General features: G+C 50.8%; 12 protein-coding genes. 11 read left to right on the top strand and 1 reads right to left on the bottom strand.

Features of this window, described 5'->3' with window-relative positions; all coding sequences use genetic code 11:
- Positions 1 to 196 precede the first annotated feature (196 nt).
- Positions 197 to 1,486, top strand: a complete 1,290-nt coding sequence (locus BQ2633_RS07785) for an inositol-3-phosphate synthase (RefSeq protein ID WP_075566255.1) — start codon at positions 197 to 199, stop codon at positions 1,484 to 1,486.
- Between the two features lie 1,463 nt (positions 1,487 to 2,949).
- Here the strand turns inward: BQ2633_RS07785 and BQ2633_RS07780 are convergent.
- Positions 2,950 to 4,776, bottom strand: a complete 1,827-nt coding sequence (locus BQ2633_RS07780; RefSeq protein ID WP_083233996.1) for an HAD-IC family P-type ATPase — start codon at positions 4,774 to 4,776, stop codon at positions 2,950 to 2,952.
- Between the two features lie 207 nt (positions 4,777 to 4,983).
- Between BQ2633_RS07780 and BQ2633_RS07770 the strand changes: the two genes are divergently transcribed.
- From BQ2633_RS07770 to BQ2633_RS07725, 10 genes are all read left to right on the top strand, one after another.
- Positions 4,984 to 5,580, top strand: a complete 597-nt coding sequence (locus BQ2633_RS07770; protein WP_075566249.1) for an IMP cyclohydrolase — start codon at positions 4,984 to 4,986, stop codon at positions 5,578 to 5,580.
- A 92-nt stretch (positions 5,581 to 5,672) separates the two neighbouring features.
- Positions 5,673 to 6,710: a rod shape-determining protein gene (locus tag BQ2633_RS07765; protein WP_075566247.1), complete on the top strand. Its 1,038-nt coding sequence runs from the start codon at positions 5,673 to 5,675 to the stop codon at positions 6,708 to 6,710.
- A 173-nt stretch (positions 6,711 to 6,883) separates the two neighbouring features.
- The gene (mreC, locus tag BQ2633_RS07760; protein WP_075566245.1) at positions 6,884 to 7,735 is read left to right on the top strand and encodes a rod shape-determining protein MreC; all 852 of its coding nucleotides are present in this window, start codon (positions 6,884 to 6,886) and stop codon (positions 7,733 to 7,735) included.
- A gap of 73 nt (positions 7,736 to 7,808) precedes the next feature.
- Positions 7,809 to 8,324 (top strand): rod shape-determining protein MreD, encoded by a 516-nt coding sequence (mreD, locus tag BQ2633_RS07755; RefSeq protein WP_075566243.1) that lies wholly within the window; start codon positions 7,809 to 7,811, stop codon positions 8,322 to 8,324.
- 240 nt (positions 8,325 to 8,564) lie between these two features.
- A complete protein-coding gene (mrdA, locus tag BQ2633_RS07750; protein ID WP_075566241.1) occupies positions 8,565 to 10,415 on the top strand; it encodes a penicillin-binding protein 2 in 1,851 nt (616 codons plus the stop codon).
- Positions 10,396 to 11,862 (top strand): rod shape-determining protein RodA, encoded by a 1,467-nt coding sequence (rodA, locus tag BQ2633_RS07745; RefSeq protein ID WP_075566239.1) that lies wholly within the window; start codon positions 10,396 to 10,398, stop codon positions 11,860 to 11,862. Before mrdA ends, rodA begins: the two co-directional genes overlap by 20 nt.
- Positions 11,863 to 11,931: 69 nt before the next feature.
- Positions 11,932 to 12,636, top strand: a complete 705-nt coding sequence (locus tag BQ2633_RS07740) for a prolipoprotein diacylglyceryl transferase (protein ID WP_075566238.1) — start codon at positions 11,932 to 11,934, stop codon at positions 12,634 to 12,636.
- 86 nt (positions 12,637 to 12,722) lie between these two features.
- On the top strand, positions 12,723 to 13,328 hold the full coding sequence (locus BQ2633_RS07735; RefSeq protein ID WP_075566235.1) for an HD domain-containing protein: 606 nt from the start codon (positions 12,723 to 12,725) through the stop codon (positions 13,326 to 13,328).
- A 220-nt stretch (positions 13,329 to 13,548) separates the two neighbouring features.
- Positions 13,549 to 16,488, top strand: a complete 2,940-nt coding sequence (locus BQ2633_RS07730; protein WP_075566234.1) for a putative LPS assembly protein LptD — start codon at positions 13,549 to 13,551, stop codon at positions 16,486 to 16,488.
- A 161-nt stretch (positions 16,489 to 16,649) separates the two neighbouring features.
- The gene (locus BQ2633_RS07725; protein ID WP_075566232.1) at positions 16,650 to 17,450 is read left to right on the top strand and encodes a BACON domain-containing protein; all 801 of its coding nucleotides are present in this window, start codon (positions 16,650 to 16,652) and stop codon (positions 17,448 to 17,450) included.
- Positions 17,451 to 17,537 lie beyond the last annotated feature (87 nt).

The following is a 17,537-nucleotide window of genomic DNA, read 5'->3' as shown; positions in this document are numbered from 1 at the left end:
CTTTTGCTCAAATAGGGAGAGAAGGGTCTTTTTTAGTATGCAATCTACACCTAGGATTGTGCATTTTCGCCGATTTTCTTCGCACTACCGCAAAAGAATGTGTAACTTTGAACTTTGTAAACACGGCTCATCCTCCTTGATATGAGCCACAGACTTGTAGAACGCTCTGAAAACTCTACAAAATTCATCTCGACACATGAAAGAAGCTACTGGAAAACTCGGCGTAATGATCGTTGGTCTTGGCGCCGTTAGTACCACTTTTATTGCTGGTGTGCTCTCAGCACGCAAAGGACTCACCAAACCTGTGGGCGCACTCACCCAATATGATAAAATCCGCGTTGGCACAGGCGAAACCAAACGCTACCTCTCTTATCCAGAAATCCTCTCACTTCCTTCGCTCAACGACCTGGAGTTTGCCGCGTGGGACGTATATCCCGACAATGCTTTCGAGAGTGCAGTAAACGCTGATGTGCTCCGCGCCAAAGACCTATTGCCCCTTCAAGCCGAACTTGAGGCGATTCGTCCGCTCCGTGCGGCTTTCGACCGTCACTATGCCCAACGTCTAGACGGCACCAACGTGCTGCCCGAGATGACGCGATGGGAGATGGTGGAACACTTGCGCCAAGACATCCGCCAATTTAAGACTGAACGTGGTGTGGATCGTGTGGTAGTGCTGTGGGCTGCTTCTACCGAAATCTATGTACCTGTGGACAAGGTGCACGAATCTGTGGCTTCACTCGAAGCTGCCATGCGTGCCGATGACCGCGAACATGTGGCTCCCTCCATGTGCTATGCCTATGCTGCCCTCATGGAAGGCGCGCCTTTCGTCATGGGTGCGCCCAACACCACCGTGGACATCCCAGCCATGTGGCAACTGGCAGAACAACAACGCGTGCCCATCGCAGGTAAGGATTTCAAGACTGGACAAACCCTCGTGAAGAGTGGCTTCTCGCCCATCCTCAGCACACGCTGTCTGGGACTCAACGGTTGGTTCTCCACCAACATCTTGGGCAACCGCGATGGTCTTGTCTTGGACGAACCTGAAAACTTCAAGACGAAAGAGGTGTCTAAACTCTCTACCCTCGAGACCATTCTCCGCCCCGAAGATCAGCCCGACCTCTATGGCGACTACTATCACAAGGTGCGCATCAACTACTATCCCCCACGTGGCGACGACAAAGAAGGCTGGGACAACATCGACATCTTCGGATGGATGGGCTATCCCATGCAGGTGAAAATCAATTTTCTCTGTCGCGACTCCATCCTTGCCGCACCACTCTGCCTCGACTTGGTGTTGCTCATTGATGCCGCTGCGCGCGATGGGCGCTACGGCACACAACGCTTCTTGAGCTTCTACCTCAAGAGCCCTCAACACGACTATACCGTGGGCGAAGAACCAGAAAACAATCTCTATCGCCAATACGTACATCTCAAGAATGCCATCCGCGAAATGGGTGGCTATCCTGCCGATGAACTCGTAGACTAATGCACTTTTCACATTGACCCTCAGAGATTTGCAGAAAGGCGACAGACAAACCTGTAATTTTCTGCACTTTACTCTCAACCCCAATTCGGGAGAAGAAAGGCTTTTTGTATTGTCCGAGAAACTATATGAGTTTCTAAAAGGAAGCTTGTCTCTGGTATAGGATGAGGAATCCTTCTTCTTTTAAGATCGAAAGCGAAGGAATGTCCAAATATAACCCCCAATCGGTCGTTAGACCGTTATAGTGCAATTCGTTATAGAGAAGATATCTTCTGGTCCTCTTTCATTCTCTTGTTGGCTCTTGTTTCTCGTTTGTTCTCGACGTGGCACGCTACACCAAAGGCTAATGAGAAACAATCTGCTCAACGATGGAATGAAATCTGGTCAGGATCTAATGACCGATTGGAGTTTTAAGGAATTCCTTTGCGATTTTGAGAATATGTTGGGTTGGCTCTTGCCGTGAAAGTAGATGAGTAGGGGAGGGGGCTCGTCCTATGCAGAGCGTGTAGCGTTGATGACGCCCCCTATCAGTATATGGGAGGATAAGTGTCCAAAGTGAGAAAAAATCGCAGAAAACTGCACTTTTTTCTTTAGTGATAAGTTATTTTGCTATGTGTAGTTGTCAGTATCTGATTTTGGGTTGCTTTCTTTCTTATTTCTCGATGGGATTTGACTTTAACGGAAGTGGCAGTTTGAGGTTGTTATTTGAGGTTGTTGGCGTGTATTGATCAGAAAAGGGCGATGATGCCTCTTGGTCTTGGGCAGTTTGCTCGTACGCGCATGACCCGCGCGCGCATTCCCTGGAAATTCTGATTTTTTGCTTTCACAACCTTCACAATATCCTTCGTTTTTGGGGAGAAATGTAGGGCGGAAGATTGCTTTTGGTAAGGAAAGAAAAAGGGCTCAACTAGGGCAAAATCTGCGTGAGAATACGAATTTCGTTAAAATATGTCCGAAATACGCTCCTTATTCCCTGAAGGACAAGTCGTTACACAGAAATCCGTGAAGGTTGTGAAAGCAAAAAGTGCAAAATCGCTGTAGTGTGCGCGCGTACGCACGCACGAGGAATGTCATTGAAAGCCTTTTTAACAATGAATAATTCCGCTCGTTGAAAGGAGTTTGCTGGCGCTGCTGTTATCATCTCCGACGCGTCTAAAAAAGACTCCCACGTTTCTGGAAAAACGTTGGACATTTTCAAAATTATCTCCAACGTTTTTTGAAAAATCTCCCACGTTTTTTTTAAGCCACTCGGAGCTCCTCTTTCTTTCGCACGATAAACAACTCACTTTAAGCCATTTACCCTTTCCAACTCTATAGCACAGATTTCTTACACAAGCGAGGATAGAGCGCAAAGGGCAACACATCGCTCCACTCCCTGCCCACTGCGCTGGGAAAACAAAAAAGGGTGCAAACCATCTGACAGAGATGATTTGCACCCTTTGAGGGAAAAAAGAGTAAGCCTTGCGCTATCGTCGAGGACGAAGCACATTGAGCACGCAGAGCAATACAACACCTGTGTCGGCAAACACGGCAGCCCACATGCCGGCTAAGCCGAAAGCGGAGAGCAACAACACGATAGTTTTAATGCCAATCGCCAAGATGACGTTTTCCCACACTAAGCGGCGGGTGCTACGACCGGCACGAATGGCATCTGCCACACGGAGTGGATCATCGGTGGCGAGGACTACATCGGCAGTTTCCACCGCAGCATCTGTGCCACCAGCTCCCATGGCAAAACCGACATGAGCACGAGCCAACACTGGCGCATCGTTGATGCCATCACCCACAAAGGCAACCTTGCGCCCTTCGCTCATGAGGCGTTCCACATGATGTAGTTTGTCTTCGGGCAACAAGCGCGAATGCCACTCATCGAGCCCTAACTGTTGCGCCAGTGCATCCACCGCTTCGGTATAGTCGCCTGAGAGCATCACGGTGTGAATGCCCATCTGTTGGAGCGTCTCTACCGCAGCTTTGGACGTGGCACGCGCCTCATCATTGCTCACCGAGAAGGCTCCTTCTGCACCGCTGTCCATGCCGTCTTGCAAAGTCACAATACCTGTGGTGAGGGTACCTGTTTTGTCGAAGACCACTGTGTCGATTTGCGTCACCGCATCTAGGTGCAAACCACCCTTGAAGAGGACACCACGCTTGGAAGCTCTACCAATGCCGGCAAAATAGCTCAAGGGGATGCTCAGCACCAAGGCGCAGGGACAAGAAGCCACGAGGAAGACGAGGGCACGATACACCCAATCGCTGAGGACGATGTCGGACTGAGGTACAACCCATTGCACCAAAGCTGGCACCACCACGAGCAAGGCAGCGAGTGCCACCACCACGGGAGTGTAGATGCGTGCAATTTTGGTGAGCATCTGTTCGGCTGGAGCTTTGCGCGTTGCGGCATCTTCCACCATTTGGAGGATGCGCGAGAGGGCATCTTCGCCCAAAGTGCGGTCGGTGCGGAGATAGATGGATCGATCCATCACAATGTAGCCCGACATCACGCGCTCACCTACAACCACTTTGCGCGCCACGCTCTCTCCGGTGAGAGCTGCGGTGTCGAATTGTGCCGCAGTATAAGGATTCCCCTCCGTGATGACAGCAGGAACTTCGCACAACACCCCATCCAGAGGAACGCGTGCGCCGCGCTCTACATGGAGCAAACTGCCGAGCGCTACATCTTTAGGGCAGCACATTTGCGTGACGCCCGAGGTTTCATTGACCAAGGTGCAGGTGTCGGGACGCAAAGCCACGAGCGATGCGATGCTCTTACGCGCACGCCCCACGGCTAGACCTTGCAGGTTTTCACCCAACAAATAGAACAACATCACGCCCACCGCTTCGGGATAATCCCCAAGGGCAATCGCTCCCACAGTGGCGATGAGCATGAGAAAGAACTCGTTGAACACCTGACCTTTGCGCAGTCCATTCCAAGCTCCCTTGAAGACGGTTTGCGCAGCGAAGAAATAAGCCACTAAATAACCATAACGCGTCCACTCACTGTGGGGAAAGACGAGAAAATGATGCTCTACCAGGCTTTGGAGTATCCAGGTGACGAGCGCCACGGTGGCAGCAATGGCAAAAAGCACCCATTGCCGCGCTGCTCCGTGGGCATGGTCGTGACCGTTTTGCGCGTGACATCCACAGGCGCAGCCGCAGCTGTCGGATTCTTCGTGATGAGGATTGTGTTCATCGTGGTGATTGCAACAGCAATGGTCGTGGCAGCCACATTCCTCTTGGTGAGAGGACGATGTAGCGGTATTTTCTTCATGATGAGAGTGACAATGCTTATCCATAATTCAGAGAATGTGTGATGATTTTGATGCTGCAAAGATATAGAAATTCGCGTGCAACTGGGTTGCAAATAGAGCAAATTGGGCAGTTTATAGCAAAAGTGGAAATAAAAAGGGCTAAACTCACGCGGTATCACAGAGATTTATGGGGATAATCCAAAACTTTATTGTAATTTTGCGCACACGTATTATTTTTCCTCGAACAACCCTATGGCTACTACGCGCAAAATCAAAACTGCTCTCGTGTCGGTGTTCCACAAAGATGGGCTCGATGCACTTCTCAAAGCCCTTCACAACGAAGGTGTTCAATTTCTTTCCACTGGTGGCACGCACGACTTCATCGTGTCGCTCGGACTTCCCTGCCAACAAGTGGAAGATTTGACGTCTTATCCTTCTATCCTCGGTGGACGTGTGAAGACACTTCACCCCAAAGTATTCGGTGGTATTCTCGGCAGACGCGATTTGGCAGACGATCGTGAGCAAATGGCGCACTACGAAATCCCCGAAATTGATCTCGTGATTGTCGACCTTTATCCCTTCGAAGCTACGGTGGCTTCTGGTGCTTCTGATGCCGACATCATCGAAAAGATTGACATCGGTGGTATTTCTCTCATCCGCGCAGGTGCGAAAAATCATAAGGATGTGGTGATTGTTTCCTCTAAAGCAGACTACCAACCCTTGCTCGACATCGTGAAGGCGCAAGGTGCGGAAACCACTTTGGAACAACGCAAACAATTTGCAACCAACGCTTTCGCTACTTCTAGCCACTACGACACGGCTATCCACGCGTGGTTTAGCAAAAACTAAACGAGGACAAACGTATCTAGTTTAGATTTCTCCTTACACAGTGCCCAAAGGGATGCGTCCTATTGGGCAATGAATCAAGCAAAATATTGACAATGGGAATTTTTTCTTCCTTTTTCTCTATGAAGCGTGAGCTTGCCATGGACCTCGGCACAGCAAACACCATCATTATCTCTGATGGTGAGATTGCCGTGAACGAGCCTTCTGTTGTGGCACTCGACCCAACCACTGAGAAGACTATCGCAGTGGGTGAGCGTGCGAAGCTCATGTATGAAAAGACCAGCGAGAAAATCCGTGTGGTTCGCCCTCTGCACGATGGCGTGATTGCGGACTTTAACGCCTGCGAACAAATGATGCGCGGCCTCATCAACATGGTGCGCACCAGTCGCCACCTTTTCACCCCCAGCATCCGCATGGTGATTGGTGTACCTTCGGGTTCTACTGAAGTGGAGCTCCGTGCAGTGCGCGACAGTGCCGAACACGCTGGCGGCCGCGATGTATATCTGATTTTCGAACCTATGGCAGCTGCCATCGGTATTGGTCTTGATGTAAACGCCCCCGAAGGCAATATGGTGGTGGACATCGGTGGTGGTACTACCGAAATCGCGGTGATTTCTATGGGTGGTATCGTATCGAACAACTCCATCAAGATGGCAGGCGACGACTTTACTGCCGACATTCGCGAATATATGAGCCGTCAGCACAACGTATCTGTCTCTGAACGTATGGCGGAACGTATCAAAATCAACGTGGGTAGTGCCTTGGCTGAATTGCCTCCTTCCGAAGCTCCCGAAGACTACGTGGTGCATGGACCTAACCGTATCACTGCGCTCCCGATGGAAGTGCCCGTGTGCTATCAGGAAATCGCCCACTGTCTCGAACGTTCTGTGGGACTTATCGAAACGGCGGTGCTCAATGCGCTCTCTAACACTCCACCTGAACTCTATGCCGACATCGTGAAGAACGGTATTTATCTCACCGGTGGTGGTGCCCTCCTTCGTGGTTTGGCACAGCGTTTGAGCAATAAGATCAACATCCCCTTCCACGTAGCTGAAGAACCGCTCCTCTGTGTGGCAAAAGGTACGGGCAAGGCGCTCGCCAACATCGACGAATATCCCTGCTTGATGCGATAAGTCCATGTGCCTTTTAGGCTTTTGTCATGATGACCTCCCTGCTTTCTGAATGAATTCTCGCTGAACACAGCGTTCGTCCTTTGGAGAGCAGCCCGCATCCTTGCAGTAAATACTGCGCAACCTTCGCCCTGTCTCTTCTGTAGGCAGGGCTTTTGCCCATCATATCCCCAACGATGCAAATACTCCTCGACTTCCTTCGCCGCTACAACTATCTCTTTCTCTTCATTCTCTTGGAGGGTATTAGTTTGACGCTCCTTTTCCAGTTCAACAACTACCAAGGGAGCGTGTGGAACACTGCGGCAAACGAAAGCGCAGCAAAGACCAATGAGACCTATGCTGCGCTCGAAGCCTATTTCAAACTCGGAGATATCAACGCGATTCTCACCACAGAGAACACGAAACTGCAACAAGAAAATGCGGTGCTGCGCGCTGCACTAGACTCTGCAACGCACGACACCACATTTACCGAACGTAAGGTGCGACAAGAACTTGCGGGCTTCCAGTTGCTCCCAGCGCGTGTGGTGAGTAATGGAGTGCGCCGTGGGCATGATGGATATTTGGTGATCAACCGCGGACGAAAAGACGGTATCCGCCCAGAGATGGGTGTTGTGGGCGGTGGAGGTGTCATAGGGATTGTCTACCTCGTAGGCGAAAACTATGCTTTAGTACTCCCAGTGACGCACACCAAATCGAGCATCTCTTGTCGGGTGCGTGGAAAGAACTATTTTGGTTATCTGCAATGGGACGGCGGTAGCACTCGCATGGCGCAACTCGATGATGTGCCACGCTATGCCAAGGCGCGCGCAGGAAATGTGATCGAAACTTCGGGATATTCTTCGGTTTTTCCTCCCGGCATCTTCGTGGGTCGCGTGCACAAGGTGAGCAACTCATCCGATGGACAGAGCTATCGCTTGGACATTGTCCTTGGCACTGACTTTGCCAATTTGCGCGATGTCAATGTTGTGGTAACTCCTTACAAAGCAGAAATCCAACAATTACAAGAGAAAGCCGATAGTCTTCAATAAATACCAAGAGAAGGTCCATCATCTCTTGTCTGCTCTTGCCAACCCCGAACCAAGCTATAACGACGCATATCAAATGTTTAACGTCATCCTCCCTCGCATCCTTTGGATATTGGGTCTCATTCTCGCCCAAACCTTAGTGTTCAACCATATCCACTTGTTGCAATATGCCACTCCAATGCCGTATGTCTATGCCCTCATCATGCTACCTCATGGCACTGCGCGATGGATATACGTAGTGTTGGGCTTCGCCCTAGGGCTCGTTGTCGACACCTTGAGCAACACCGTTGGCGTCGCTGCTGGTGCTCTGACACTCGTAGGGCTCATCACACCACTTTTATTGCGTGCCTTTGCGCCTGACGACAAACTAGAAGAGGAGTTCACGCCCTCCATCCGCACCATGCAATGGAGCGGCTTTCTGAAATTCGCTATCTCTGTGACGTTTCTTCACATGCTGGTCTTTTTCCTCCTCGAGACTTTCTCGCTCTTCGACCCACTTCGCCTGCTGATTGAAGTGTTGAGTAGCACGGCATTGACCGTGATATTCATGGCAACTTTTGAGAAACTCAGAAACACATCTCGAAGTGTCTAGCGCACGAAAAGCCCTGCAACACAAGGAAAAAGTCACGCTGTGCAAAAATTATCGCTAAGCAGGCGAAAGAAGCAAGCGATGCTACACACTGATAAAGCCATGTAGCGTTAGTTTCTCATGAGCCGAAAGGCTACAGGATAAGCATTATTCCTTATATTTCACGGATTTCACCTTCGGTTTTACGAAGAGCAATAGCGGAAACGCTCGAAAGTCTAATCTCTAACGACCAACGTCTAAATTATGTCCCAAGATTACAGTTATGAAAAGCGAAGATTTGTAGTAGGCGCGGTGGCGGCAGTCATCATCGCGGTCTACCTCATTCGCTTATTCACGCTGCAACTCATGAGCGATGACTACCGCAAGAGTGCCGACTCCAACGCTTTTCGCAAAGAAATCATCTATCCCTCTCGCGGTCTCATCATGGACCGCAACGGCAAACTCCTCGTCTATAACGAGCCTTCTTACAACATCCTTGTGACGATGCAAGACCAACATGGCATCGACACCCTAGACTTCTGCACCACCGTTGGCATTACCAAAGAGGAATATATCGCACGGATGGCGGAAATCAAAGATTCCAAGAAAAATCCAGGCTATTCGCGCAACACACCTCAGCTCTTTATGAGCCAAATCCCCGCACAAGACTTTTCCAAATTCCGCGAGAAACTCTTTCGTTTCAACGGATTCAGTGTCGAAAAACGCAGTGTGCGCCGCTATGCCAGTGGCATCGGTGCGCACATCTTAGGCGACGTGGCAGAGGTGAACCAAGCAGACGTCGACAGTGATGCTTATTATAAGAGCGGTGACTACATCGGCAAACTTGGGGTAGAACGCAGTTACGAGAAAGCCCTTCGTGGAGAGAAAGGCATGCGCATCATGCTCCGCGACGTACACGGTCGCACACAAGGCAGATATATGGATGGAAAATTCGACACGCAAGCCCATCCTGGTCGCAACTTGACGCTAGGCATCGACCTTGCCACTCAACAACTCGCAGAGCGTTTGTTGGAAGGAAAACTCGGAGCCATCGTAGCCATCGAACCTGCCACGGGAGAAATCATTGCCATGGCTTCGGCACCCACCTACGACCCACGTAGCATGGCAGGCCGTGATCGCAGCAAACACATGAGTGTGCTCATGCGCGATGAGCGAAGACCTCTCCTCAATCGCGCCATTGGTGGGCTCTACCCTCCAGGCTCTACCTTCAAAATCTCCCAAGCTCTCCTAGGACTGCAAGAGGGAAGCATCAATCCTAGCGTGGCTTTCCCCTGCCATCATGGCTTCAACTACAAAGGGCTCCACCTCGGATGTCACGGACACGCCTCACCCATCAACCTTGTTCCTGCCATCGGCACGAGTTGTAATGCCTATTTCTGTTGGAATCTCCTGCGCATGTTTGGCAACAAAGGGAAATATGGTAGCGTGCAAAATGCCATGACTCACTGGAAAGACCATCTCGTGGCGATGGGTTTTGGCTATAAACTTGGGATAGACCTTCCCGGAGAACGTCGAGGCATGATTCCCAACGCGGCATATTACGACAAAGCCTACAAAAAATCGTGGAATGCACTCACCGTCATTTCCATCTCCATCGGACAAGGTGAGGTCACTTCCACTCCACTGCAGATAGCCAATCTCGCAGCGACCATCGCCAACCGCGGACATTTCTACGTGCCTCATGTGGTGCACAGCGTGCAAGGTGAGCGCATCGACACTACCTATACCAATATGCGTCGCACAAAAGTGGACCGACGCTACTATAATTACGCAGTAGCAGGCATGCGCCGCGCAGTGGAACAAGGTACCTGTCGAGGTGCAGATTTCCCTGGCGTGCAGGTTTGTGGTAAAACTGGCACAGCGCAAAACCGCGGTCACGACCACTCGGCATTTATGGGCTTTGCTCCGATGAACAATCCCAAGATAGCCGTCTGTGTCTATGTAGAAAATGGCGGATTCGGTGCCGACTTTGCCGTGCCGATAGGCTCTCTCATCATGGAGCAATATGTAAATGGTAAACTGTCTGCGTCGTCAGAAATCAAAGCCAACACCTTCCAACATCGTCACATCAGTTATGGCAGACAAGCGCGATAATCTTCAACTCAACCCCGCTTTCCGAGCAGACGGATGGGTGTTGCTCATCTTCCTCACCCTCCTAGCCTTCGGCTGGCTCAGTGTGTGCGGAGCTAGTCACAGTTTCGGTGGCATAGACTTCTTGTCGTTCGACACACGTCCAGGCAAACAATTAGTTTGGATTTGCTGCTCTCTCGGACTGGGAGCCGTCATTCTCATGTTCGACGACCGCTATTTCGACATGCTCGCCGACTTGTTCTATTGGGGTATGATGCTCTTGTTGCTGGTCACCCCATTTATTGCGCATGACATCAAAGGTTCGCGCTCGTGGATATCACTGGGTCCTGTGTCGCTCCAACCGGCAGAATTTGCCAAATGTGCCACCTCGCTCATGGTGGCAAAACTCATTGGACAATATGGATTCACCCTCAACGAACGGCGAAATTTTCTCCGTGCTGCTGGCGTGGTGCTTCTACCTTTTGCCCTGATTATCTTACAAAAAGAGACGGGGTCTGCCCTAGTCTATCTGTCGTTTTTCCTCATGTTCTATCGTGAGGGCATGCCAGGAAGCATACTCTTCTGCGGAGTTGCCGCAGTAGCCTATTTTGTCATCGGCATCGGTCAAGGCGATGTTGCCTTACCTGGCACATTGTCCTCCTTGGGCGAAGTGATTGTCATGGCACTCATTTGGATTTTCACCATTGGCATGCTCCGAGTCTACTGTCCCAAACAACCCGAACACGCCCAGCGCATCCTCCTATGGGGCATCTTGCTCCATGTCATTGCTTATGCCGTTTCCCTTTGGATTTACCCCTTCGACATCAGTTGGGCACAACTGGCTGGAGGAGTCGCCATGATCAGCTACATCGGTCTGCAATGGTTGGGACAACGCATGCGCACCTTCCTCCTCATCAGTGCCTTCTCGCTCGGAAGCATTGGTTTTCTCTATGCTTCTGACTACGCCCTCAACAATGTAATGAAGGACTATCAGCGCACGCGCATCCGTGTACTACTCGGCATCGAGGAAGACAGAGATGCGTCCTACAATGTGACGCAGTCTAAGATAGCCATCGGTTCTGGTGGACTACAAGGCAAGGGCTTCATGAACGGCACGCAGACCAAGCTTGACTATGTGCCAGAACAAGACACCGACTTCATTTTCTGCACCGTAGGAGAAGAAGAAGGTTTTTTGGGAGCAAGTGCAGTACTCCTGCTTTTCCTAGCCCTCATCTGGCGTCTCATTTATCTAGCCGAACGGCAAACTACCAGGTTTGGACGCGTCTTTGGCTATTGCGTACTGTCGATCTTACTCTTCCACGTCTTCATCAACATTGGCATGGTGCTCGGTGTGGCTCCAGTAATCGGCATTCCACTACCCTTTTTCTCCTATGGTGGTTCATCATTATGGGGATTCACCCTCCTGCTCTTCATCTTCCTCCGCATCGACGCAGGACGCAAGCGCAGATAGGCGCACAAGCTAGACTAAACTTGCTTCGATTCTACTTCTAACAAAGATAACTCTCTGGGATAACACAATATGGCAAACCCATCTTCTGATCGCAACGAAACCATTATCCGCAGCATCCTCTTTATCGCTGTGGTATTGCTTGCCGTTGGCATCATCATTTTTTTGAAACGCTCTTCCGACGTACCCCTCACTCCCGAGGGGTTTGCAGCACGCGACAGCGCGCAACGCATGGCAACTCCCGACACCACAGTAGCACCAACCGAGGATTTCTCCTCGAGCGACACCAACACAGCACAACCCACCGACACCGTGTCCATGGATTTGCGCCTTCCCTCTGATGCAGGTTATGAAGATGGCTATTTTGCAGGACTACAAGATGGGCTAGACGACATGGAGCGCGCCTCTTATGATGATACATCAAAGTTTCCCACAGAGGCTCAACGCAGAAACTATGCAGATGCCTACAAGCGCGGTTATGCCCAAGGCTTTGCCGATGGACAAAACCAAGGTGAGGAAGACGCCAATGACAACGAAGAATCTGAGCGCACTCCGGCTCCTTTAGCCCCAAAACCCAATGCGCCAACTTCTGCTAAACCCAATGTGACGCCTGCAAAGCCCAATGCTCCTGCGGCTAAGTCCACTCCCGCCACGGCAAAACCCAATACTTCCACGACAAAATCCAATGCCGCTGGTAGCAATGCCTCGCACGCCAACCCTGCTCACGGCAGTAGATCGACAACCGCCCCCCGCACTGGTACGTCAACGACAAAATAATAAAAGCACAATTCTCCCGTTTTTATAAAATCGTCCGACGCTTCCGCAGGAATTTCCATTTCTTCTGCTCTTCCACCACATAGCCTATGGATTATCTCGCACTTCTCTACCGCTACTATCCCGAAGACAACGCACTGCGTCGCATGTTGCTGCACCACAGTCGGCAAGTTTGCACACGTGCGCTACAGATTGTGGATCGACATCCCGAACTAGGAGCCAATCGCGCCCTAGTGGAAGCTGGTGCCATGCTACACGACATCGGCATCTTCCGCACAGACGCACCTGGCATCCACTGTCATGGCACAGCGCACTACCTGCTCCATGGCATCATCGGGGCGCAACTCCTGCGCGAAGAAGCCGAGTTGCTGCGTCAAAAGGCGGAACACGAGGGAAGTACGTCCTCACTGCAAGAAGAAGACACATCTTTCTATGAAGCCCTTGCGCGCATCTGCGAGCGCCACACCGGAACAGGACTCACGCGCCAAGTCATCGCTCAGCGTGGTCTTCCCATGCCCGACCAAGACCTTCTGCCAGAAACCATCGAAGAGCAAATCATTTGTTACGCCGATAAGTTTTATAGCAAAAGCCACTTGGAGCGCGAACGCAGCATCGCTCAGACCATCGCGAGTTTAGAAAAGTTTGGCGATGCTGGAGTGGAGAAATTCCGCTGCTGGGCAGAGCTTTTCGAATAGAAAATCGTAACTTTGCCCCTAGTCTGCGGCAAAGCTAGCACCAGTGCAGAGAGATCACCTCTTCTGTGTTGGTCAAAAGCCATCTTTGCTAAGGGTTATTTTCATCATACATTCCTATCAGACAACTCACTTGCCACGCATCATCCATCATAGAATCCTACTCTGGGGAGTCGTTCTCCTATTGGCTAGCACCCTCGTTGGGTGCAATCTAAGCGTCCTCATGTCTGGACGACCACACCCCATAGCGACCTCCACGACGACTTCCGCTTCCGTTGCCCCTTCAGTTGCAGCGGACACCAATGCTGTGAGCACCCGCGCGCTGAACGATGCAGTAGAAGACACCGCACAAGTGCTCAGCACGCTTGCCTCATCCGACAGTGCACTCGTGGCGAAGGCAGATCGCAATTCCCCTTTGCCACAAACACTCGACAGCGTGCACCGCACCCCAGCCGGCAACCTCGATAGTTTGAGCCGCACCTTGCGACGCGACACCACGATTGCGGTAAGCAATGCCAAGGCTCTGGCAGATTCTGCCAAGCTCGACACCACCCGTCAGCGTTCGGGCTTGGAAGCGCCCGTGGATTACATGGCAAAGGACTCCTTGGTCTACGATGCCACCACGGGTTTTGCCCATCTTTATGGTGAAGCCAAGGTGCACTATCAAAACATGGATTTGAGTGCTGACTATATTACGCTCAACATGGACTCTACCATCGTCCATGCACAGGGGGTACCCGATAGCACAGGCAAAGCCATGAAAGGCACTCCCATCTATAAACAAGGGAGTGAAAACTATGAAAGTGAGCGCATGTCGTTCAATTTCAAGACCAAAAAAGGATTTATCGAAAAGGTAAAGACCACTCAAGGTAATGGTTTCTTGCGCAGTGTTGATTCAAAACGCTCCAACGATGGCAACTTCTATCTCCAAGATGCGCAATACACCACCTGCGATGCCGACCATCCTCACTTTTATCTCCAGCTCACGCGAGCCAAGGTGTCGCCCGGTAAGGAAACCTTCTTCGGACCAGCCTATTTGGTAGTAGCCGATGTACCGCTACCACTCGCCATTCCTTATGGATTCTTCCCCTTCAACAAGAAATATTCTTCGGGTATCATCATGCCCAGTTATGGTGATGAAACCTCACGCGGCTTTTACCTCCGCGATGGTGGTTACTATTTTGCCTTGAGCGACCGCATGGACCTCAAACTTTTGGGAGAACTCTACACCAAAGGTTCGTGGGGGCTATCGGCAGAAACCAACTATGCCAAGCGATATGCCTATCGCGGCAACTTCTACGTCTCTTATCTCACCACCATCACAGGCGAAAAGAACCTGCCAGACTTCTCCAAAACCACGAGTCTCAAAGTGCAGTGGTCGCACTCTTCCGATGCGAAGGCCAACCCCAACACTTCTTTCTCAGCACGTGTCAATTATGCCTCACAAAACTATGAGCGCAGCAACCTCACCTCGCTCTACACCCCCACTGCCTACACCCAGTCTACACGTGCCTCTTCGGTAAGTTTCACCCACAACATTCCTTCGCTCGGCATCTCCCTTTCGGGATCAAGCAACATCACGCAAAACATGCGCGACTCTTCGCTCGCCATCACCTTGCCCGACCTCTCCATCAATGTCAATCGCTTCTACCCCTTCCGCCGCAAGAAGGCGGTGGGTAAAGAGCGCTGGTACGAGAAAATCAGTCTTTCTTACACGGGACAATTCACCAACTCCATCAACACCAAGGAAGACAAACTCTTCCACACTCCCCTACTCAAGTGGAGAAACGGTATGCAGCACCGCGTGCCCATTGATGCGACTTTCCAGCTGTTCAAATACATCAACATCTCTCCCTCCATCAACTTCAGCGGTCGCACCTATCTCTCACGCGAACGCCTCAGCTGGGACAACAATTTACAAGCCGAACGACGCGACACCACCTATGGTTTCTACAACCTCTATGATTGGAATGCCTCTATGTCGTTCAACACCACGCTCTACGGATTCTACAAACCTTGGAGCAAACTCTTCGGCACTCGCATTCAAGCCATTCGCCACGTCTTCAAGCCCAACGTAAGTTTCTCTTACGCACCTGACTTCACCACACGCAGCTATGGCTATGTCACCAACTATGTCTACACCGACCGCAATGGAAAGGTAACAACAAAAGAATACTCCCCCTACGCTTCAGGTGCTTTTGGATACCCCTCTGGCAAACGACAAGGAAGCATCAACATGAGCGTTTCCAACAATGTGGAAATGAAAATCAAGTCGGATGCCGACACCAGCGGATTCCGCAAGATTTCTCTCATCGACGAGCTTTCAGCTTCGATGTCCTACAATCTAGCCACAGACTACCAACCGTGGAGTGACCTCTCCACCAATGTACGTCTGCGCTTCTCCCCTCGCTACACCTTCTCCATGGCTGCACGTTTCGCCACCTACGCTTATGAGTTTGACGAAAAGGGCAATGTCATTGTGGGCAATAGCACTGAGTGGAGCCATGGTCGCTTCGGACGCTTCCAAGGCATGAGCCAAAACATCTCCTACACCCTCGACAACAAGAAGATGATGACCTTCTTCGGCTTGCTCGCAGGGCGTGGTTGGGACAAAGTTTGGGAAGGCATCATCGGAAAATCCAAAGAAGAGGATAAACGTCCTGACCCCAAAGAAGATTCCGACGATTTGGACGAAGAAGAAGCCAACACCGATCCCATGCTCCGCAAAAATAAAGACAAAAAGAATGAGAAGAAGGTGGCTGCCGACGTCGACGAAGATGGATATCTGGCATTCTCTCTGCCCTGGACGCTCACTTTCAGTTATGGTGTCACCATGGCTGAAGATCGCTCCAAGCCCATCAACACGCGCAACATGCGCTACCCCTACTCCTTCACACAGACGCTCAACTTCTCGGGCAATATCACGCTGGCTAAGGGGTGGAACATCAACTTCTCTTCGGGCTACGACTTCAACTATAAGAAGCTCTCCATGACCACAGCCTCGCTCTCTCGCGATTTGCACTGCTTTGAGATGTCTTGTAGCATCGTATTGTTGCCCTACTCCTCGTTCAACTTCTCCTTCCGCGCCCGCGCAGCAGAGTTGGCAGACGCTTTGAAATATGAGAAGCGAAGCAGTTACTCTAGCAACATCGACTGGTATTAACCACCGTCCTTTGCAGAGCACGCTGACGAAAGTCTGAAAAGCACATGTCCATAGCGCGTCATGCAACCTTTGATCATCAAACATTATCCTACTAATCCATAAACTCCCAACCTGTGGGAGGAAACTCCCTCTCACAGGTTGCCCCAACATCCCCCCACATCATGAAACAACACTTCTTTTATGTAGCGTCCCTCATCTTTGGTGGCATCACTCTTCTCACTGGGTGTAATTCTAAATCCGAGGTTGAAAATCATCAGATGGAACTTCGCACTCGTGACAATAGAACAGCAACTACTTTCTTTGCAGACAAAACCACAGACACCGTGTGGGTAGTCAGCACAGAGTCGTGGAAGGCGCGTGTGGAAATGGTGAAAACAACCCCCGAAAATAGCAATGCCACCACGCAAAGCTATCTCCCTGACACTCCTGATGCTGTGAGTGGAGCTACCAAGCCCTCTTTCTTCACCATCACACCACAAGAAGTAGAGGTTAAGTCAGGATATTTTATGACAACGCCCGTAGTGATTACAGCCACTGCACCTGCCACTCAACTTCTTCAACACGGCTATCTCCGCATCCTCCCCACTGGTGGTCCACTTAATGGGCTTTCTCACCACATTTATCAAGTGGGCTGGCTCAACATTTCCTACCCCGTCGTGGCTAAGCAAGACAATTCCACTAGTGTGATGCCCAACTTCAGCGAAGTGCTTCCACAAAAGGGAGGAACCACCTACTTGGTGTTCGATCTCTACGACAACCAACTCTCCACCCACTCCCTCACTTCAGATGCCGACTGGCTCACCGTTCCCGAAGAGGCAAAACAACCTGCCAAGGGACATCATGTCGTAAAACTCACCTTCGGAGAAAACACCAGCGAGAAAGCTCGCACGGCTACTTTCCAACTCTCTTCGGGTGGTGCGTCAACCGTGATTACCTACGTACAATCAGGCCGTGGCAAGTAATCACCACCTCTTACAGCACCCAACAAGGTAAACTCCAATTATAAAACTAGACTACAAAATTCTTGAAACAAGAAGGTCTTCGCCTAT

The sequence above is a fragment of the Ihuprevotella massiliensis genome (assembly GCA_900095835.1).
GTDB classification, from domain to species: Bacteria; Bacteroidota; Bacteroidia; order Bacteroidales; family Bacteroidaceae; genus Alloprevotella; species Alloprevotella massiliensis.
Note: the sequence above shows the minus strand (reverse complement) of the source record. Positions and strands in the feature narration are given on the sequence as shown.